The sequence below is a fragment of the Leifsonia sp. EB41 genome, assembly GCF_041262565.1.
GTDB lineage: Bacteria > Actinomycetota > Actinomycetes > Actinomycetales > Microbacteriaceae > Leifsonia.
This window is the reverse complement of sequence record NZ_JBGCCJ010000001.1, coordinates 2585886-2605855: the sequence shown is the minus strand read 5'-3', so window position 1 is coordinate 2605855 and position 19970 is coordinate 2585886. Positions and strand designations below refer to the sequence as shown.

The following is a 19970-nucleotide window of genomic DNA, read 5'->3' as shown; positions in this document are numbered from 1 at the left end:
GAGGGGCCGGACGGCGTCAGATCGTTCGGGGCGCCTTCGCCAGGTTCGCCTCGAGCTCCTCGCGGTTCTGTCGCACCACGTAGGCCGGGCGGTCGCGCTCCACCCGCCAGCTCTCCGAGAGCGGGCCGAGGTTGACGGTGTCGAAGCCGAACTGGTCGTAGATCGACGTCACCAGCGCAGCCGCGTCCTCGTGGTCGCTCGCGGTCGCGAGCGCACGACGGTTCTCGGTGCCCTCGGGCGAGCCGGTGGTCTGGATGTCGCGGGCCGCGATGTGGTTGAAGCCCTTGGCCACCCTGGACTCCGGCAGGTGGGCCTGGAGGAGGCCGGAGACCGTCGCCGTCCCGTCGTCGAGCTCGGCGATGTGGCCGTCCCGCTCGAAGTAGTAGTTGTTCGTGTCGATCACGATCTTTCCCGCGAGTGGCTCGACGGGGATGCCGCGGTAGCTCCGGAGCGGGACCGTCACCACCACGAAGTCCCCGGCCGCTCCCGCCTCGGCGGCCGTCGCCGCGGTCGCCGACGGGCCCAGCTCGTCGACGAGCTCCGCGAGCGTCTCCGGTCCGCGCGAGTTCGCGATCGTGACAGTGTAGCCGTGGGCGATGAAAGTGCGGGCGAGTGCCTGACCGATGTGGCCGGCTCCGATGATTCCTACGTTCGTCATGAAGGGTGCAACCGAGGGTGCCCCCGAGAATTCCGGGAGGCATACGCTGTCGCCATGCACCGCGCCACGCGGGGACCCGCAGGCCGCACGCGCGCCCGCCTCGGAGCGGCCGCGCTGGCGGGCCTGCTGCTGCTCGCGGGCTGCACCGCGTCGGGGCCGCCGTCGCCGACGACCTCCCGGGCGTCGAGCACGCCGTCGCCCTCCCGTCCCACGCCGTCCGCGTCGTCCACACCGGTCGCCGTCCAGGTGCCCGGTGTCACGGCCTGGTCGTCCTACCACGCCGGTCCGGCGCGCACCGGGGCGGTGGTCGCCGGGGCGTCGCTCGCCTCGCTCGCGCGGGCGTGGTCGGCCTACCTCGGCGGCGCAGTGTTCGGCCAGCCCGTCGTTGCGGGCGGCCGCGTGATCGCGGCCACGGAGACCAACCGGGTGGTGGCGCTCGACCCTGCCAGCGGGAGCGTCGTGTGGTCGGCCTCCCTCGGCACACCGCTGACCGACGTCGGCTCGGTCGCCGGCTGCGGCGACATCGACCCGCTCGGCGTCACCAGCACCCCCGCCGTGGACAGTGCCACCGGAACCGTGTACGTCGTGGGCGAGGTCAGCACCGGCGGAGGGACGGTGCACCACCAGCTCGAGGGTTTCAGCGTCGCCACGGGTCAGGTGCTGCTCTCGGAGACCGTCGACCCGCCGCTTCCCGCGGGCGAGGACCCGGTCAACCTCCTCCAGCGGGCGTCGCTCGCGGTGGCGAACGGCCGCGTCTACATCGGCTACGGCGGCAACTACGGCGACTGCGGCGCGTACCACGGCTGGGTCGTCGGGGTGAACGAGACCGGCGCGCCCGGCCTCATCGCGTTCGAGGCGGCGGCGGACGGCCAGGGCGGCGCGATCTGGCAGGGCGGTGGCGCGCCGGCGGTCGACGCGGCCGGCGACCTCTACGTGTCGACGGGCAACTCCAACCCGGACCCGCCGGCCGGCGGCCCCGATCCCGTCCAGTACGCGGAGAGCGTGGTCAAGCTGTCGCCCGACCTGAGACCGCTCGCCGCCTTCAAGGACCAGGGAGCGGGAGGAGACGACGACCTGGGGACGGGCAATCCGGTGCTGCTGCCCGGCGGCCTCCTCTTCGTCGCGGGGAAGACGGACGTCGGCTTCGTCCTGCGCCAGTCCGACCTGTCGGAGGTCGCGAGCATCAGCGGGATCTGCGGCAGCGATCCCGACGGCGGCGCCGCATACGACCAGGCGACGAACCGCCTGTTCGTCCCCTGCGTCGGCGGGGGTATCCAGACGGTGGACCTCGCGTCCAGCCAGCGGGGCCAGCGCCTCTCCGGCGCGAACGGGGCGCCCATCGTCATCGGAGGCGCAGTGTGGGCGGTCGAGTACCCTGGCGGGACGGTCAGCCAGTTCGACGCGTCGAGCGGCGCTCTGCTGCAACGGCAGCCGGTGGGAGACTCCGTGCCGCACTTCGTGAGCCCGAGCGCCGGGCTCGGGGTGCTCCTGGTGGGGACGGATTCGGGGGTGGTCGCGTTCCGCGGGGGCGGGTGAGCCGCTGCCTCCGGAGCGGTCGCTGAGCATGCTCCCAAGCGCACCGTGTATGGTGGGTTGAGTCCGGCAGTCTGCATTCGTTGATCCGCCGGGCATGATCACGCGTTTCTGATCGTGTGACCGTGACGGTCCCGCATCAGAAACCGGTCCTTCCCATCCGAGTGTCGCGTGCGGGGCCGCCATCCTCCACCGGCTTCCGACATCCCCGAAGGGGTCCCGACAACTCCACGGGAACCGAGAGGTCCGCCTCCACCGCCCATGACCCGGCCATCATCTTCCGTCGCAGCAGCGCTGCCGCGACGACACCCGCCTCGTACGAGGCGAAAGGACTTACCATCACCAGCACGACGCGGCCCGTGGCCGCACTCACCTGGCGCCAAGCCGACGACACCGTCTGGGTTGCCACCGCGCACGACGAATACGCCGGCATCGCCGAGCTCCACGACGGACTGTTCCTCGTGCTCGACGACCGCTCGCACGCCGTCGGCGCCGCGCCCACCCTCGCCGAGGCGGAGACCCTCCTCCGGCGCACCCCGACCCACCGCGTTCCTCGCGGTGCGCACAGACGTCCGCGCCGATTCGCGCGCGGCGACCGGAGCCGACCTCTCGGCTCCCGAAGAATGAAGGAAGAAAAGATGCCCACTGGCACCGTCAAATGGTTCAACTCGGAAAAGGGCTACGGCTTCATCGCCCCGGATGACGGCAGCGCCGACGTCTTCGCCCACTACAGCGAAATCGCCTCCAACGGCGGCTACCGCAACCTCGACGAGAACCAGAAGGTCGAGTACGACCTCGCACAGGGGCCCAAGGGTCCCCAGGCCGCGAACATCCGCCAGGCCTGATGGTTCCGGTGCCCGGCCGCAAGGCCGGGCACCGACTCTCTCGCTACACACCGGCGACACCCAGGAACCGCGCCTACGCTTGCGGCATCTCGGGCGATCTGCCCACATCCTCGGCTGGGAAGTCGTCGCACCAGCGGAGGAAAGAATGACCGCATCCATTCTCGGGCCCGTGCTGAAAACCCGGCAGCGGGACGAATCACGACCCCCGGTCACGAGCACGTACAACGAACTGCTCGGCCGCGTCCGTGGCGAAGGGCTCCTCGAGCGCCGCCGCGGCTTCTACATCACGATGTTCGCCATCCTGAGCGTCGGACTGCTCGGCGCCGCCGCCGGCTTCATCCTGCTCGGTGACTCCTGGTTCCAGCTCCTCATCGCAGCGGCGCTCGGCCTGATCTTCACCCAGTTCGCCTTCCTCGGCCACGAGGCCTCGCACCGTCAGGTGTTCGCCTCCGGCCCCCGCAACGACCGCGCGGGCCGTCTGATCGCCACCTGGCTGGTCGGTATGAGCTATCAGTGGTGGATGACGAAGCACACCCGTCACCACGCGAACCCGAACACCGAGGGCAAAGACCCCGACATCGCCTTCGACACGATCTCCTTCACCACCACGGACGCCGCCCGTCAGCGCGGCCTCCTCGCGGTCATCACCCGGCGCCAGGGCTACCTGTTCTTCCCGCTGCTCCTGCTGGAGGGCGTGAACCTCCACATCACGTCGATCCGCTCGCTGCTGGCGCGCGGCCCGGTCGAGCGCCGGAAGAGCGAACTGGTCGCCATCGCGCTGCGGCTCTCGATCTACATCACGATCGTGTTCCTCATGCTGCCGCTCGGGATGGCGTTCGCGTTCCTCGGCGTGCAGCTCGCGGTCTTCGGCGTCTACATGGGCGCCTCGTTCGCCCCCAACCACAAGGGCATGCCGCTGCTCCCGGCCGGCTCCCGCGTGGACTTCCTCAGCAAGCAGGTGCTGACCTCCCGCAACATCCGCGGCGGCTGGGAGATGAGCGTGCTGATGGGCGGCCTCAACCACCAGATCGAGCACCACCTCTTCCCGAACATGCCGCGTCCCCACCTGCGCCGCGCCCGTGAGCTGGTCCGCGAGCACTGCGCGGCCCACGACATCCCGTACACCGAGACCGGGCTCGTGAACTCCTACGGCATCGTCATCCGCTACCTCAACCGGGTCGGCCTCGCCGCCCGCGACCCCTTCGACTGCCCGGCGGCCAACCAGTTCCGCCGAGCGTAAGTCCCCGTTACGCTCCCGGAGCCGGATGTCAAGCGGCTATGCGCCCGCTGTGTGAGAGGACGCTGAGGCCGTAGACATCCCGGAACACGCGGGAGTCGGCCGCTGATCGCCGCACACCTGGCAATCGGCTCCGTCCGATGGCCTTTCCTCAGGCGCCTGGGTCAGACTGGGCAGGCACCTCCGGTTGACGTGAAGCCTCGCTTGGCACCCGATTCTTTGCCCTTCTTCCGGACTAACCGAAGGAGGGCAACATCATGGGCTACCTCAGCTACGAGAACACCGAGTACCAGTTCGACGACCGAACCCTCGCTCACCTGCACATCGTCATCGTCAACAAGCTCCGGCAGGGCCAGAGTTTCGCCATGTCCTGGAAGGACGTGGCCGAGGTCGGCGGCGGACGCACCAGCATCTGGCTGCACCCGTCCAGCAACCTGCGCTTCCACTTCGACGGCTCCCGCACCCCCGCACTCAACGGGGACTGGCTCCAGCACCTCGCGGACTCCGCTGAGAGCTCGCGCGGGCTGGTCATCGAGGCGGAGGAACGAGCGCCGCTGCGGGCGCTGGAGACGGCCTGAGCCGAGCTCGGGCGCGCCGCGTCTTCGACCTGTGGCACCATGCCGGTGTGCCGTCATCGCAGACCCTGAGCCTCGCCGATCGACGCCTGGCGGCCGCGTGGGCGGCCGACTGCGCCTCCCGGGTGCTCGCGCTGTTCGAAGCCGAGGCGCCGGATGATCTGAGGCCCCGTGAAGCGATCGACCGCGCAAGGGCCTTCGCCCGCGGCGAGCTCGACGCGGCCCACGAGATCCGCGACCGTTTCGTCGCCGGACGCGCCGCGCACGCGGTCTCCTCCCCCGCGGCCGTCGCCGCCGCCCGATCGGCGGCACAGGCCGCCGCGGTCGCGCACATGGGAGCCCATGCTCTCGGCGCCGCGGCGTACGCGGTGAAGGCGGCCGGCCTGGCCCCGCAGGCCGACCCGGCCGCCGCCGATCAGGAGACCGCCTGGCAGCTCGCACGGCTCGACGAGCCGACCCGATCGGCGCTCGCCCGGTTGCCCGCCCTCGGCGACGATCGCGCCGGTCCGCTCGGGGCCGGGCTCCTCACGAGGGGCGTGCTCGGGGTCGCCATCCGGAGGATCCAGGAGCAGCTCTGAGAGCGGAGTGGTGAGGGCGGCGCCCCCACGCCGCCCTCACGCGTGCATTCCCGGGACCGTGACCGGCTCCCCCGTCGGTCATGGCTCCGATACTGCGCGCCAACATACTAAAATCCCGGTTGGCGTTTGATCTCACCCTAGAGGGTCGTGCGGCCGTCGTCAATCAGCGAGGTCGACCGATCGTTCCGACCGTCTGGTTTGCTGCTGGACCTCCCCGGCCGCGATATCCTGCACCGGAGCAGCACACGCTCCTGTCGAGGAAGGTCCGTCGGATGGCAGAACGCACTCGGCAGGCGAACGAGACCCGGGAGGCCATCCTCGACGCCGCCGCCGCCGAGTTCGCCCGCTACGGTTTCAGCGGCGCCCGGTTGGACCGGATCATCGCGGCGACCGGCTTCACGAAGGGAGCCGTCTACTTCCACTTCGCGTCGAAGAAGGCGATGGCGGACGCGGTGCTCTCCGGCCGTTTCGACGCGTGGCCGGCGCTCGTGCAGGACGTCAGAGACCACGGCGGCCGCGGCCTCTCCGGCATGCGGCTCCTCGCCTGGCGGGTGACGCGGACGATGGCGGCCAACATCCGCACCCGCGCCGCCATGCGGCTCAGCCAAGAGCTCCGGCTCGTCCCCCAGGGCGTCAACCCGTATGACGTCTGGGCCCAGCGCTTCATCCCGTTCCTGGACGAAGCGGTCGACGACGGCGACGCACCCGACTCCCTCGATCGGGCTCGAGCAGCCGCGACGATCGTCAACTGCCTGTTCGGGGTGCTGTCGGTGGCCATCGACTCGGGGACCGAGGACGAGGTCGACGCGGAGTTGGAGGCGTTGTGGAGGCTCTTGACGCCTGGGCTGCGTACGGGAGGGGCGGGGTAGCAGACCTTTTTCCCTGGTCATCGAGTCGGGTTTCGCCCGAACCGGCGGTCCTGTGAGACCGGGACGTACCATGAAGGAGTGACTGCGACCGCCGATTCGCCGACCGTGCGTTTGACCGCGCGCGGCGCGCAGACCCGTGAGCGGATCGTCACCGCTGCGGCGGAGCTCATGTACGTCCGCGGCGTCGGCGCCACCACCCTCGATGACGTGCTCGCGGCCGGCGGGGTCAGCAAGTCGCAGCTGTACCGGCACTTCGCGGGCAAGGACGAGGTCGTGCGAGCGGTCGTCGAGCTGATGGGCCAGCGGGTGATCGAGCGCGAGCAGGGGACGCTCGGCCGCGTCTCGACGATGGCCGACCTGCGGGAGTGGCGGGACGCGCTCGTCGAGGGCAACGCGCTGCGCCACGGCGCCTACGGCTGCGCTCTCGGATCCTTCGCGTCGGAGGTCGCCGATCACGACGATGTCGCACGGAGCGCGCTGCTGGCGCTCTTCGCCGAGTGGGAGGAGCTTCTCGCGGGGGCGATGCGTCGCCTGCGGGAGAGCGGTGCGCTCCCGGCGGACGCGCCCGTCGAACGACTCGCCACGGGGCTGCTCGGCGCCCTGCAGGGCGGCTATCTGCTGGCCCAGACCGCCCGCGACGTCACGCCGATGGCGACCTCCCTCGACATGGCTCTCGCGCACATCGAGAGCCTGACCACCGGCTGACGAGCATCCACAACTGGACTATTTAGTCCCGTTTGTGTTTACCTGTTCCTGGACTGATGCAAGGAGGTCGCAATGAAGGCGATAGTGGTGACCGATGAGGCCGAGGGGGCGGCGGGGATGACGCTGGCGGAGCGGCCGGAGCCGACGGCGGCGATCAACGACGTCCTCGTCCGGGTGCATGCCGCGGCGTACGTCCCCACCGAGGTCGGCTGGCCGTCGACGTGGGTCGACCGCGCGGGACGTGACAGGAGGCCGTCCATCCTGGGCCACGACCTCGCCGGCGTGGTCACCGCCCTCGGCTACGGCACCACCGGCCTCACGATCGGGCAACGCGTGTTCGGGATCACCGACTGGCACCGCGACGGGACTCTCGCCGAATACGTGGCGGTCGAGTCCCGCAACCTCGCGCCGCTCCCGGGCGACGTCGACTTCACGGTAGGGGCGAGCCTCCCGATCTCCGGGCTCACCGCCTGGCAGGGCCTGTTCCAGCACGGCCGGCTGGAGGCGGGTCAGACCGTGCTCGCACACGGCGCAGCTGGCGCGGTCGGCACGATGGTCACCCAGCTCGCGCGGGAAGCGGGTGCCCACGTCGTCGGAACCGGGCGCGAAGCCGACCGCGACAAGGCGCTGGAGTACGGCGCCCACGAGTTCGTGGACCTGGAGAACGACGACCTCGCGGACGTCGGCGCGGTCGATCTGGTCTTCGACGTCATCGGCGGCACGATCCAGGAGACGTCCGCCGGCCTGATCCGCCCCGGAGGCACGCTGGTCACCATCACGGGACTCGGTGACGTCCGGCCGGTGGACGGTCGCTCCGTCGACTTCGTGGTCGAGTCCGTGCCGTCTCAGCTGACCCAGCTCGTCCAGCGTGTCCGCGACGGACGGCTCCGGACGAACATCGACGCGGTGGCCGCGCTGGAGGACGCCGTCGCCGCCCTCAATCCGACGCAGCGCCGCAACGGGAAGACCGTCATCAGCGTGCGCTCCTGAGCATCACACCCACGGTAAGAAGGAAGGATCCCGCATGACCCCCGCAGACTTCGAATACCCCGACGAGGCCGGCTACCCCGACGGCGTCGGCACCCTCACGGAGGACCAGGTCGTCCTCATCGGCGAGGTGTCGGACGACCACTCCCCCACGATCACCTTCTTCGTCACCGACAACGAGCCGAGCTCGACGTACGAGGCGATCTCCGGGGACACCGTGATCGGCGGCCTGACCTACGAGGTCGCCGGCGGGAACCGGCGCGTGCTCGTCGCGGCCGCGGTGTACCCCGAGTTCCGGGGTCAGGGAGTGGCGACGGAGTTGATCCGGCGCGTCCTGGACGACATCCGCAGGCGAGGCGACACCATCACGGTCCGGTGCCCGATCGTGCGGACCTTCATCGACCGCAACCCCGAGTACGGCGACCTGGTCGACCCGGCGCTCCCCGGGCTGCGCGCGAGGTAGCGGAGTCACAAGGTCGAACCGCTGCTCCAGGCCTCACACCACCAGCGCCCGGATCGCGCTGGCCGCGGCTCCCCGCGCCCAGTCCTCGAAGGTGTGCGGGCGCACGGCGAGCTGGCACTGGTCGGCGGAGGCGAAGACGTGCTCGGCGTACGAGCGGCGGAGAGGCTCCTCGATGAGGTCGAAGTCGGCCACGCCCTCGCCGCCGATGACGACGAGTTCGGGGCCGACCAGGTTGACCAGGCTCGCGATCGCGGCGCCGATCACCCTGCCGGCCTCGTCGAACACCTCGATCGCTGCGGCGTCCCCGGCCCTCCGGAGCTCCGCCGCCTCGCCCATCGTGACCGGGCGTCCGTGAGCGGCTGAGACGGCGGCCGCGATCGCCGTCGTGGACGCCACCGCCTCCACGCAGCCGCGGCGGCCGCACGCGCACACCTTGTCGGGCGACGTGAGCGGGAGGTGGCCGATCTCTCCGGCCACTCCGTAGGCGCCCTCCACGACCTCCCCGTTCAGGTGCAGGCCGGAGCCGATGCCGCGGCCGATGGTGACGATCGCGAAGGAGCTCGTCCCGAGTCCGACGCCGAACCAGTGCTCGCCGATGGTGAGCGCCCGCACGTCGTTCTCCACCACGACGCGACGGCCGAGCCGCTCCGCGAGCGCGGTCCCCAGTTCGACGCCCTTCCAGCCCATCAGTGCGGAGTCGCGGACGACGCCCTTGCCCGTGTCGACGTCACCCGACACGGCGACGCCGACGGACGCGAGTCGTGAGCCGAGCCCGTCGAGCTTCCGCTCGAGGAGCGCGCAGAGCGAGACGATCGAGTCGATGACCTCGGCCGGCGCGTGCGAGGTGAGCGGTAGCCGCTCGGACGCGATGACGCGGGTCGTGAGGTCGGTGGCGACGCCGATGAGCTCGTCCGCGTTCACCTTGATCCCGAGCGTCACGACCGCGTCCGGAACGAGCGCGACCGGACTCACCGGCCGGCCGGGCAGGCCCGTCAAGGTCGGTCCGAGGGTGTCGTTGAGGAGTCCGACGGCGACGAGCGGAGCGACGGCTTTGGTCACCGCCGCCTGCGACAGCCCCGTGAGCTTGGCCACGTCGATCCTGCTGATCGGGCTCCGGGTGAGGATCGTGGTGAAGACGCGGGTCGCCGCGTCGGACGACGAGCCGAGCAGCGCCGTCCGAGTCCGCACCTCGTCGTTCATGTCCATTCCCCGATCAGAATACGGGTTCCGGGATCGTGACGACGGCCGTTCCCCCGGCGGGGACGAGCACGACGAGGTCGGAGGCGCCGGAGCGGACCGGAACGCGGCGCTCCGTCGTGCCGGGGTTGTGGAGGACGGCCTCCGTCAGCGCACCGTCCGACCAGCTCAGGTCGACGACGATGCCGCCGCGGGCGTGGAGGCCGTCGACGCGGCCCTCCGGCCAGGCCGAGGGCAACGCGGGAAGCAGGTGGACGCGACCGCCGTGGCTCTGCAGCAGCAGCTCCGCGATCCCGGCGGGGAACCCGAGGTTGCCGTCGAGCTGGAACGGCGGGTGCGTGCTGAACAGGTTCGGGAGGAGGCCGCCCCACTCGGAGCCGTCGACGGGGCCGTGCCGGCGGGCGTCGCCACGGTAGGGGGCGAGCGCCTCGCGCAGCAGCTCGTGGGCGGTCTCGCCGTCGCCGAGCCGGGCGCGCAGCGCGATCTTCCAGGCCCACGACCAGCCCATCGCACCGGGGCCGCGCGCGTCGAGGAAGCGCCGGGCGCCGTCCGCGAGCGCGGGGGCCGACTCCGGAGTGATGAGCTCCAGCGGGTACACGCCGACGAGGGCGGAGAGGTGCCGATGGGCGGGCTCGTGCTCGGCGACCTCCTCCGACCACTCCAGCAGGCGGCCGTCGGAGCCGACCCGGAGCGCGGGGATGATGCGGAGGGCCGCCACGACCTCCCGGCGCAGAGCGGCGTCGGCGTCGGCGTCCGTGTCGATCGCGACCGTGTCGATCGCGACAAGCGCCCGCTCGAAGAGGGCGCGGATGAGCTCGAGGTCCATCGTCGACGTGAGACCGAGCGCCCGGGGCCGGCCGTCCGCGTCGAGGTACTGATTCTCCGGGGAGGTGGAGGGCGCGAGGTACGCGACGCCGTCGGGGCCGACCTGGAGCCAATCGAGGCAGAACTCGGTCGCGCCGCGCAGCAGCGGCCAGATCCGGTCGCGCAGCAGCGCGACGTCGGCGCTGAACTCGTACTGGTCCCAGAGCGAGTGGCAGAGCCAGACGCCGCCCATCATCCAGATCGCCCAGCTCGGCGCGCCGTGCCCCATGCCGACCGGGAGGCTCCAGCCCCACAGATCGCTGTTGTGGTGCGCGACCCAGCCGCGGGCGCCGTAGAGCTCGCGGGCGACGTCGCGGCCGGTCTGCGCGATGCGCTCGACCAGCGAGATCAGCGGCTCGGCGTCCGCGGTGAGCCCGAGCGGGCCGGCCGCCCAGTAGTTCATCTCGGTGTTGATGTTGATCGTGTAGTTGGAGGACCAGGCGGGCCGCAGCTCGCCGTTCCAGATGCCCTGGAGGTTGGCCGCAGGGCCACCGGGCCGCGAGCAGGACTGGAGGAGGTAGCGCCCGTACTCGGCCGCGATCGTCGCCCGGAGGCCGTCGTCGCTGCCGTCGAGCACATCCCTCTGCACATCCCACCGGCCGGCACGCCGGCCGCCGATCGCGAACCGCGCCGCCGCACGGCGCTGCACGCCGGCGGTGGAGGGGGACGTGTTCTCGCCAAGCGCGCCGAGAACGCGCTCCCGCGCGCGGTTCCGGATCGTCTCATGGGAGACGCTCCGCCACTCGTCGTCCACGCCGGCCCACCACGACTCAGCGCGGGACGACGACGAGAGGGCGATCGACAACCGACTGGCATGACGGATCGTCAGACCGGAGTCGTCGGATTCGGCCGTGCCGTCGCTTCGCACCGCAAGGGCCGTGGATGCGAAGCCGTCAAAGGATCCGTCGCCCGGCTCCGCATAGCGGAGGGCGGGGACGACGGACGATTCGTGCAGGGGCGCCCCGTCGACCGGGACGGCCAGGTCGAGAGCGAACTCGCCGTCACCGCTCCCCCCGGCACTGCTGCGCCGGGCGAGCTCCCGCAGCGGGGTGGAGACGCTCACGCGCACCTCGAGCAGCGGTTCGTCCGCCTCGATGCGGATGACGAGCGCGCCCCCGGCGACCCACGAGACGCGGCGGACGGGGACGCCGCCGACCTCCAGCCGCTCCTCCAGGTACGCCTCGTCGAGGTCGAGCACCCGCGCGGGCTCCCCCGCCGCCGGGGTCGCCCCGGGGAGGCCGACGAACAGGTCGGCCAGCGGCAGGAACTCCTGCGAGTACCGGCCCTCGAAGGTCATGAGCAACCGCTCGGCGTCATCGAGGTCGCCGCTCGCGAGAGCGGCGCGGACCGCGCGCAGCCGGTCGGGACCGGCGCCTCCCGCGAGGACACGGCGCAGCTCCTCCCCCGCCGTCTCCGGGGAACCCGACCAGATCAGGGCGTCGTTCACCTGGTAGCGGCCGGTCGCGCCGCCGAACACCATCGCGCCGAGGCGGCCGTCGCCGAGCGGGACGGCCTCCTCCCAGTGGGCGGCGGGAGCCGACCAGGCGAGCTGGAGCGTGTTCTTCGTCATGCGAGTCGAGTGTCCGTTCACCGTTCGGAGGAGGCCGGTCCACGTCCGTGAGCTGGGGCGGAAATCGCCGGCCGGGGTTGCAGATCACACAGTAGACATGGTTTATTGACACTGTCAAGCAATTCCATTCCCCCGAGGAGCCACCCATGCTCGACGGCTACGGCGCCGTACTCGCCCTGCGCGCTGCAGGCACCTCCCTCGTCCTCGACACGGACGGGCGAGTGCCCCGCGTGCTGCACTGGGGCGCCGACCTCGGCCCGCTCGACGAGGCGCTGTCGGAGGCCCTCCGCGACAGCGGCGGCCCCGCCGTGCTCAACAACTCACCGGACGTCCCCCGCTCGTTCAGCCTGTGGCCCAGCGAGTTCGAAGGCTGGGCCGGGACGCCGGCGCAGGAGGGGCACGCCGCCGGCTCCGCGACGACGCCGCGGCCGCACACCGTCGCTGTGCGCTACGAGACCGACGGACCCGATGGCCAGCTCGGCGGCCGCATCGAGTTCGACCTCGCGGACGAGATCACCGCGCTCCGCTCGACCATGTCGATCGCCCTCGACCGGTTCGGGGTGCTGGCGGTCGACGTCACCCTCACCCGTGACGCCGCGCTCTCCGGCGGCACGACGACCGAGCCGTACACGCTCGACGCCCTCCGCGTCCTGATGCCCGTGCCGGAGCGCGCGACCGACATCCTCGACTTCACCGGCAAGTGGTGCCGCGAGCGCGCACCGCAGCGCGGCCCGCTGTTCTTCGGCAGCCACGTCCGCCGCGCCCGGCGCGGGAAGCCCGGCCACGACGCCCCGTTCCTCGTCGTCGCCGGCACCGAGGACCTCGGCTTCCGGCGCGGGGAGGCCTGGGCTTCGCACCTCGCCTGGAGCGGCGACGCCGAATACGTGGTGGAGCGGCTGACCGAGGGCGCCGGCCCGTTCTCGTCCGTGCTGGGCGTGGGCGAAGGCCTCCGTCCCGGCGAGATCGCGCTGGCGGACGGCGACAGCTATGTCGCCCCGACCGCACTGTTCCTGTGGTCGGCCGACGGGCTCGACGGGCTTGCCGACCGCCTCCACCGACGCCTGCGCGCCCGGCCCTCGCACCCGGCGAAGCCGCGTCCACTCACCCTGAACTCGTGGGAGGCGGTGTACTTCGACCACGACCTGGACCGGCTCGCCGCACTCGTGGAGCGTGCCGCACTGGTGGGTGTGGAGCGCGTGGTGCTGGACGACGGCTGGTTCCACGGCCGCCGCGGCGCCAACGCCGGGCTCGGCGACTGGATCGTGGACCGCTCCGTCTGGCCCGACGGCCTCGGCCCGCTGGTCGACATCGTCCGCGAACACGGCATGGAGTTCGGGCTCTGGTTCGAGCCGGAGATGATCAACCTCGACTCCGACCTGGCCCGTGCGCATCCCGACTGGGTGCTCGGGCCCCGGCAGGCTCTCGGCGCCACCGCGCGCGACCAGCACGTGCTCGACCTCACCCGTCCCGACGCCTATGCCTACGTGCTCGAGCGGATCAGCGCGATCGTGACCGAGTACGGCGTCGACTACATCAAGTGGGACCACAACCGCGACCTGTCGGAGGCCGTGAGCGGGTACGCCGGCGTCGACCGGCCCGCAGTCCACGAGCAGACTCTCGCCCTCTACCGGATGCTGGACACGCTGCGGGCGCGGCACCCCGGCCTGGAGATCGAGACCTGCTCCGGGGGCGGCGGCCGGGTCGACCTCGGCATCCTCGACCGCACGGACAGGGTCTGGGCGTCCGACTGCAACGATCCGGTCGAGCGCCTCCAGATCGAGCGCTGGACCCGGATGCTGCTGCCGCCCGAGCTGATCGGGTCGCACCTCGGCGCCGAGCGCTCGCACACGACCTCGCGGCGCACCGATCTGGCGTTCCGGCTGATCGTCGCGCTGACCGCGCACGCCGGGATCGAGTGGGACCTCCAGGAGGCCGACGACGAGCAGCTCGCGCAGATCGCGAGCTGGGGCGCGGCGTATCGCGAACTGCGCGGCCTCATCCACTCCGGCACTGTCGTGAACGCGGATCTCGCCGACGAGTCCACCCTGCTGACCGGCATCGTCGCCGACGACGGGAGCCGCGCGATCTTCACGTGGGCGCGGCTCGGCACCTCCGCACCCGGTCAGTCCGGCCGCGTACGCCTCCCCGGCCTCGACGCCGGCGCCCGTTACGCGGTGCGGGTCCGCGACGACTTCGGCCCGGCCAGCCGCCACCAGAGCGCCGACCCGTCTTGGCTCGTCGCCGCGGCGAACGGCTCCGTGGTCCTCCCCGGCGCTGTCCTCGCGGTCGCCGGCGTCCCGCTGCCGACCCTCAACCCCCAACAAGCGATGCTGTTCGATCTCGTGCGGGTGCCCTGACCCCGGCGAGATCGCTCCAGTCACAGACGGCCCACCACATATCGCCCGCGCGCATCGTTGCGCTCGAGCGCCTCAGAGAGGAAGAACGTATGACAGGCCAGACACGCTCGCGACGGGGGCTCACCGCCCTGCTCGCGATGATCGCGGCGCTGGGGCTCGTGGCGGCTGCCGCGGCTCCCGCCGGCGCGACCCCGACGGGCACGCCCACCCCCACCGCTCCGCCGACCGCCGCGGCGAGCGGGACACCGACGCCGACCGGGACGCCATCCGCGACGCCGACCTCCACCGCGACGCCGACCTCCACCGCGACGCCGACCTCCACCGCCACGCCCACCTCCACCGCGAAGCCCACGACGAGCGCGACACCAGCGCCCGCCCCGGCCGTGGACCCGTGGGCCGCCAAGCCCTACATGGGCTGGAGCAGCTACTCCATGCAGGTCTACAGCGGCAACGGCAAGTGGATCACCGCCGACCAGATCATCGCGCAGTCCGACGCCATGAAGGCGAAGCTGGGCAAAGCCGGTTACGACTACATCAACGTCGACTCCGGCTGGAACGACGGCGTCGACGCCAACGGCCGGCCTGTGCCGAGCGCCACGCTCTACCCGCAGGGGCTGAAGAAGGTGATCGACCACGTCCACGCGAACGGCCAGAAGTTCGGCCTGTATTTCATCCCGGGCATCTCTCCCGCGGTGTACCAGGCGGCGTACCCGATCGCGAACGCACCGGGCTGCACCACGCACGACATCGTGAAGCAGCCGCTGCAGCAGGCCGACTACTGGAAGATCGGGTACCGTCTCGACTTCTCGAACCCGTGCGCGCAGAAGTACATCGACTCGATCGTCGATCAGCTCGCGTCCTGGGGCGTCAACTTCGTCAAGTTCGACAGCGTCACCCCGGGCTCCGGTATCAGCGACCTGTCGCTGGACGCCCGTGACGACGTCGCCGCCTGGTCGAAGGCGCTGAAGGCCAAGGGCATCTGGTTCGAGCTCTCCTGGGCACTCGACATCAACTACGCCGACACCTGGAAGCAGTACGCGAACGGCTGGCGCGTGGAGTGGGACGTCGAGGCGTACGCCCCGGGCGTCCAGCTCACGCAGTGGAGCAACATCGCCCGCCTGTTCCCGCGGGCCGCGGACTGGTGGCGCTATGCCGGACCCGGAGGCTGGAACGACTTCGACTCGCTCGACGTCGGGAACGGCACGATGGACGGCCTCACCCAGGACGAGCGCCGCACCGCCACCACGCTGTGGGCGATCTCGGCGGCGCCGATGTACATCGGCAACGACATGACCAAGCTCGACCAGTTCGGCGTCGACCTGCTCACCAACAAGGAGGTCGTGGCCGTCGACCAGACGGGCACGCCAGCCCAGCCGGTGTCGACCTCCACCACCAAGCAGGTCTGGTACGCGCCGAACGCGGACGGCAGCTACACCGTCGCCCTGTTCAACCTCAGCCCGACCGAGTCCGACATCACTGCGAACTGGTCCGACCTCGGCCTCAGCGGGCCGGCGAAGGTCCGCGACCTCTGGGCCGGCAAGGACCTCGGCACGTTCACCGGGAGCTTCACCGGCAAGACCCTGCCGATCCACGGCGTCCGCCTGCTGCGGGTGACCCCGCAGAGCGGCACGACGGTCGCGCTGAACGACGACGCCCAACGGGTGACCTACGCGGGTCAGTGGACGCGCAACGGCGGCAACGAGGTCGTCGCGACCACGCAGCCGCTGGCGGTCGCGGTGGGCGACTCGTCGACCGGCACCGTGCCGACGCCGCCCGCGTCCGGACGGATCGTCGCCGTCAACGACAGCGATCCCGGCATCACCTACACCGGCAGCTGGGGGCAGAGCGGAGGCCGCGGCCTCGGCGACTACCAGGACGACGTGCACTACACCGAGGGCGACGGCTCGTCGTTCCAGTACACGTTCACCGGCACCGGCGTCGACTACGTGACCGAGCTCGACCAGTCGCAGGGCAGCGTGGACGTGTACCTCGACGGGCAGTTCCAGAAGACCGTCGACACCAGCCGGGCCGCCGGGCAGCCGCGGCTCACGCAGCAGGTGGCCTGGAGCGCAAGCGGCCTCCCGAACGGCTCGCACACCCTGCGCATCGTCAAGAAGTCGGGTCAGTTCATGCTGCTCGACAAGCTCGACGTCACGCTGGCGAGCCTGCTCGACCCCGACACCGCAGTGTTCGACAAGGCGAAGCCCGCCGACGTCACGGTGACGCTGCAGCGCGATGGCAGCGAGCTCGCCGGCATCGTGCGCGACGGCACGGCCCTGAAGCGCGGGACGGACTACAGCGTCTCCGGGACGACCGTGACGATCGCCTCGGCGTATCTCGCGGGCCTCGCGGACGGCACCGTCTCCCTGGGCTTCCAGTTCCGCGGGGACGCGCACGACGACATCCACGCGACGACCACGAACGGCGACACGGCCGGCCTGACCTTCACCGGAACAGGCGTCTCGTGGATCGGACCGACCGCTCCCGACCAGGGCAAGGCCGAGGTCTACGTCGACGGGAAGCTCGCTACGACGGTCGACACGCACTCGGACAGCCGCCGCACCGGGCAGAAGCTGTTCAGCGCGACGGGCCTGCGCGCCGGGCAGCACACCATCCTGGTGAAGAAGGTGTCCGGGGACGCCCTCCGGAACGACGTCTTCCAGTACACGGCCAGATGACGAACTAGGAGTCCCATGCCCCACCCCGTGTCGCTCGGCGGGGGTGTCCGCCTCATCGCGGACGCCCTCGCCGGGCGCGCCGGTCTCGCCGGCCCCGCAGGCCTCGCCGGACGCACAGCGGGGCTGCCGCGATGACCGGCGCCCTGTTCCCCGCCGCGCTCGGCACCGAGCCGCTGCCGACCCCCGACGACTACGACGACTTCTGGGCGGATGCCCTCGACCTCGCGCGGCGGCACAGCGTCGCGCCGCGCGCCGTCCCGGTCGAGACCCTCCTGACCACGATCGAGGTCTACGACTTCTCCTTCGCCGGTTCCCGCGGACGCACCGTGACCGGCTGGCTGCGCCTCCCCCGACTCCGGGAGGGAGCCCTCCCCGCGGTCGTCCATGCCAACGGCTACGGCGCCGGCCGGCTCTCCCCGCTCGACGACCTGACCTGGTCGTCCGCCGGCTACGCGCACCTCGTGGTGAACACGCACGGCCAGGGCGGAGGCAGCACCGGCCACCTCCTGGACGGCATCGAGGACCCCCGGCGCTACTACTACCGCGATGTACTGGTCGACGTGACACGCGCGGTGGATGCGGTGCGCGAGCTCGACGCGGTCGACGCGTCGCGTGTTGCGATGATCGGCAACAGCCAGGGCGGCGGAATCGCCCTCGGTGTCGGAGCGCTCGCGACGGGCCTGGCCGCCGTACTCGCCCAGTCTCCGTTCCTCACCGACGCGCCGACCGCGCTGCAGCTCGCCGCACAGGGTCCGTGGACGGAACTGCGCCGCTACCTGACCGAGCATCCCGAGCGCGCGGACGCGGTCGCCCGCACGCTCTCCTACGTCGACGGTGTCACGTCGGCGCGCCACGCGACCGCCCCCGGCTGGATCTCCGACGGGCTGGCCGACGACATCTGCCCTCCCGAGACGACGCGCACCGCGGTCGCCGCGTACGCGGCTCCGGTGCTGTTCCGCGAGTGGCCGGGCGCCGGGCACGAGGCCGGCGGCAGCGGCGATGTCGAGGCCGCCCTGCGCGCTCTGCGTCAGCAGTTCGCCATCCACTGAGCCGCCAGCACCCCTCTTTTAACGACTACGGCCCGGCCCCGACATCGTCGGGACCGGGCCGGAGTTCGTCAGCTTCCTACTTCTTGCTCTTGTCGTACGCCGTCTGCAGCGTGCTCAGGTAGTCCTTGAGCCCGAGACCGTTGAAGCCCGCAACGTACGAGTTCCAGTCCGTGTCCAGGTTCTTGGAGCCCGTGATGAAGGCCAGCGCGTTCTGCGTCACGTAGTTGTCGATGTTCGTCTGCTCGGTGGCGACCTGCGTCGCCTTCGCCGCGTCCGGCCAGACCTTCCACGTCGGGTAGATCGCGCTGGTGTCCTCGTGGCCCTTGTAGAGCTGGGTCGCCTGGAACAGCCGGCGCTCGTACCCGGACGGGTCGTAGATGTCGGTCGGCTCGACCTGCGCTCCGCGGAACTTCTCGTTCTGGTTGTAGGTCGAGAGCGCGCCCCACTGGACGGCGTTGGCGGCGTCCTGCGAGAGCTGCAGGTTCTTGAACAGCGGCTTGTCGGCCGGGTCGAGCGCCTGGTCGCCCGCTGCGGGAGCGGACCAGCCCTGGCCCTCCGGACCGAAGTTGCCGTCGAGCTGACCCTCGTTCGTGAAGAGGTAGTCAACCATCTTGATCGCGGCCACCTGGTCGTTCTTCGACGCCTTGTTGGTCAGCAGGAAGGTCGCACCCGGCGTGCTCCCGAACGCATAGGTCGCGAAGTTCGCTCCGTTCGGCCCGGTCAGCGGCGGCACGGCGTCGTACTGCTTGTCACGGCCGTCCTTGGCGCCGGGGCTCACGAAGATGTACGGGTGCAGCGCGCTGGCGCTTCCCAGCAGCACCGAGCCGTTGTTGTTGCCCTCCTGGGCGAGCGCCGCCGGGTTCTGGGTGAAGGCGCCCTTGTCGATCAGGCCGGCGTCCCACAGCGACTTGATGTACTTCAGGCCCTCTTTCCAGCCCTCCTTGTTCGCCTGGATGTCGACCTTGCCCTTGTTGAGCACCGTCGTCGACTGGATGCCCTTGTCCGGGTTCTGCGGGTCGTAGATGAAGGCGTTCATGAAGAACGGGATGAGCGTGTCGTGGGAGTCGCCGCTGAGCGGGATCTCGTCCGCCTTGCCGTCGCCGTTCGGGTCGCCGGTCTTGAACGCCTGCAGGACCTTGGTCATGTCGGCCGTGGTCTTGGGCATCTGGAGGTTGAGCTTCTTCAGCCAGTCCGTGTTGATCCAGAGCTTCGACGGGTACTGGATGTGCAGCGTCTCGGCGAGCTGGGGAAGGCCGTAGATCTTGCCGTCCGGCGACGTCACCATCGCCTTGTAGTCCGGGTTGGTGTCGATCACCTTCTGGATGTCGGGGGCGTACTGCTTGATCAGGTCGTTCAGCGGCAGCGCGACGCCCTGCTGCGCGAGCTTCTCGACATCCACCGGGTTGAACTGGTCCACCCACGGTATGAGCAGGAACATGTCCGGGTAGTCGCCGCTGGCCATCAGGATCTGGCGCTTCTCGGGCGCGACGGAGGAGTCCTGCGTCGTCGTCTGCCAGGAGAACTTGATGTTGAACTTCTTCTCGAGCTGCTTGGTGAACGCGTTCGTGGCGAGGTCCTGCCCGGTGCCCTGCTGAGCGAACACCGAGATGTTCGCAGTGCCTCCGACCTTGTCGTCGGCGTTCGTGGGCGTGCTGGTGCAGGCCGTGATCGCCAGCAGCGCGAGGCCGCTCGCCGCGGCGGTGATCGTGCGCATGAGCCGGCGCCGACGACGGGTGTGACTGTCGGTGATGGGTAGCATGTGTCTTTCCTCCTTTGGAAATGCAGTGCAAAGCGAATGGTGCGCG

At 70.8% G+C, this 19970-nt stretch carries 16 protein-coding genes; 12 read left to right on the top strand and 4 right to left on the bottom strand.

Going from position 1 to position 19970, the window contains the following annotated elements:
- Positions 1-16: 16 nt before the first annotated feature.
- Positions 17-658: an NADPH-dependent F420 reductase gene (locus tag ABH923_RS12840; RefSeq protein WP_370055761.1), complete on the bottom strand. Its 642-nt coding sequence runs from the start codon at positions 656-658 to the stop codon at positions 17-19.
- A gap of 54 nt (positions 659-712) precedes the next feature.
- On the opposite strand from ABH923_RS12840, the gene ABH923_RS12835 reads away from it, so the two are divergent.
- From ABH923_RS12835 to ABH923_RS12795, 9 genes are all read left to right on the top strand, one after another.
- Positions 713-2194, top strand: a complete 1482-nt coding sequence (locus ABH923_RS12835; protein ID WP_370055760.1) for a PQQ-binding-like beta-propeller repeat protein — start codon at positions 713-715, stop codon at positions 2192-2194.
- A 635-nt stretch (positions 2195-2829) separates the two neighbouring features.
- Positions 2830-3036, top strand: coding sequence for a cold-shock protein (locus ABH923_RS12830; protein WP_369961448.1), 207 nt, complete (start codon positions 2830-2832; stop codon positions 3034-3036).
- 145 nt (positions 3037-3181) lie between these two features.
- Positions 3182-4276 (top strand): fatty acid desaturase, encoded by a 1095-nt coding sequence (locus ABH923_RS12825; RefSeq protein ID WP_370055759.1) that lies wholly within the window; start codon positions 3182-3184, stop codon positions 4274-4276.
- 254 nt (positions 4277-4530) lie between these two features.
- Positions 4531-4851: an ATP-dependent DNA ligase gene (locus tag ABH923_RS12820; RefSeq protein WP_370055758.1), complete on the top strand. Its 321-nt coding sequence runs from the start codon at positions 4531-4533 to the stop codon at positions 4849-4851.
- A gap of 47 nt (positions 4852-4898) precedes the next feature.
- Positions 4899-5426 carry a putative immunity protein gene (locus ABH923_RS12815; RefSeq protein WP_370055757.1) on the top strand — a complete coding sequence of 176 codons (528 nt, stop codon included), beginning with the start codon at positions 4899-4901 and terminating at the stop codon, positions 5424-5426.
- A gap of 272 nt (positions 5427-5698) precedes the next feature.
- The gene (locus ABH923_RS12810; protein ID WP_370055756.1) at positions 5699-6295 is read left to right on the top strand and encodes a TetR family transcriptional regulator; all 597 of its coding nucleotides are present in this window, start codon (positions 5699-5701) and stop codon (positions 6293-6295) included.
- Between the two features lie 78 nt (positions 6296-6373).
- Complete coding sequence (locus ABH923_RS12805) at positions 6374-7000, top strand: TetR/AcrR family transcriptional regulator (RefSeq protein WP_370055755.1); 627 nt, start codon at positions 6374-6376, stop codon at positions 6998-7000.
- Positions 7001-7072: 72 nt separating this feature from the next.
- The gene (locus ABH923_RS12800) at positions 7073-7990 is read left to right on the top strand and encodes an NADP-dependent oxidoreductase (protein WP_370055754.1); all 918 of its coding nucleotides are present in this window, start codon (positions 7073-7075) and stop codon (positions 7988-7990) included.
- A gap of 34 nt (positions 7991-8024) precedes the next feature.
- The gene (locus ABH923_RS12795) at positions 8025-8450 is read left to right on the top strand and encodes a GNAT family N-acetyltransferase (protein WP_370055753.1); all 426 of its coding nucleotides are present in this window, start codon (positions 8025-8027) and stop codon (positions 8448-8450) included.
- A gap of 33 nt (positions 8451-8483) precedes the next feature.
- On the opposite strand, the gene ABH923_RS12790 is transcribed toward ABH923_RS12795, so the two are convergent.
- Positions 8484-9656 carry an ROK family protein gene (locus ABH923_RS12790; protein WP_370055752.1) on the bottom strand — a complete coding sequence of 391 codons (1173 nt, stop codon included), beginning with the start codon at positions 9654-9656 and terminating at the stop codon, positions 8484-8486.
- A 7-nt stretch (positions 9657-9663) separates the two neighbouring features.
- Positions 9664-12081 (bottom strand): glycoside hydrolase N-terminal domain-containing protein, encoded by a 2418-nt coding sequence (locus tag ABH923_RS12785; protein ID WP_370055751.1) that lies wholly within the window; start codon positions 12079-12081, stop codon positions 9664-9666.
- Positions 12082-12227: 146 nt separating this feature from the next.
- Between ABH923_RS12785 and ABH923_RS12780 the strand changes: the two genes are divergently transcribed.
- The 3 genes from ABH923_RS12780 (at position 12228) to ABH923_RS12770 (ending at position 18165) form a co-directional block, all read left to right on the top strand.
- Positions 12228-14438, top strand: coding sequence for an alpha-galactosidase (locus ABH923_RS12780; protein ID WP_370055750.1), 2211 nt, complete (start codon positions 12228-12230; stop codon positions 14436-14438).
- Between the two features lie 89 nt (positions 14439-14527).
- Positions 14528-17116, top strand: a complete 2589-nt coding sequence (locus ABH923_RS12775; protein ID WP_370055749.1) for a X2-like carbohydrate binding domain-containing protein — start codon at positions 14528-14530, stop codon at positions 17114-17116.
- 131 nt (positions 17117-17247) lie between these two features.
- Positions 17248-18165, top strand: coding sequence for an acetylxylan esterase (locus ABH923_RS12770; protein WP_370055747.1), 918 nt, complete (start codon positions 17248-17250; stop codon positions 18163-18165).
- A gap of 76 nt (positions 18166-18241) precedes the next feature.
- Here ABH923_RS12770 and ABH923_RS12765 read toward each other — a convergent pair whose 3' ends face one another.
- Positions 18242-19924 carry an ABC transporter substrate-binding protein gene (locus ABH923_RS12765; RefSeq protein ID WP_370055746.1) on the bottom strand — a complete coding sequence of 561 codons (1683 nt, stop codon included), beginning with the start codon at positions 19922-19924 and terminating at the stop codon, positions 18242-18244.
- Positions 19925-19970: the final 46 nt, after the last annotated feature.